The organism is Streptococcus oralis (genome assembly GCF_004127215.1).
In the GTDB taxonomy this organism is placed as follows: Bacteria; Bacillota; Bacilli; order Lactobacillales; family Streptococcaceae; genus Streptococcus; species Streptococcus oralis_BD.
The window spans coordinates 1-386 of record NZ_QEWJ01000159.1 but is presented as its reverse complement, the minus strand read 5'-3'; the positions used below and the strand labels follow the sequence as shown (position 1 = coordinate 386).

The window sequence follows — 386 nt, the reverse complement described above, 5'->3', positions numbered from 1 at the left end:
AGATCACCTGGCGCGACCACGAGCAGGGCGAGCTCTACCGACGGCTGCTTGCTCTGAAGAAGGAGCACTCCGCCCTGTGGAACGGTGCGTGGGGCGCCCCGATGGAGCGGGTGACCCACGACCACCCATCCACGGTCCTGGCGTTCGTCCGCAGCGGGAAGCACGACAGAGTCTTCGCGGCGTTCAACTTCAGCCCTACTGAGACGCTGGTGACACTCGCCGAGGTCCCCCACCCGGGCCGCTACGAGCGGGCCGTCGACGGGCACGATGTCGTCGAGATTGCCAGCGGCCACCAGATCCGACTCTCACCGTGGGCGTACCTCGTCCTGACCGACGCAGGCTGAGCCGTCGTGCTGAGGCTTCCGCACCACTGGGTGTGGGACAGC

1 protein-coding gene is annotated in these 386 nt (G+C 67.6%); it reads left to right on the top strand.

The genetic code is table 11. From position 1 onward, the window contains the following. On the top strand, nucleotides 1–344 hold a 344-nt coding region (locus DF216_RS10765), incomplete at its 5' end, for an alpha amylase C-terminal domain-containing protein (protein WP_164979069.1). Nucleotides 345–386: the final 42 nt, after the last annotated feature.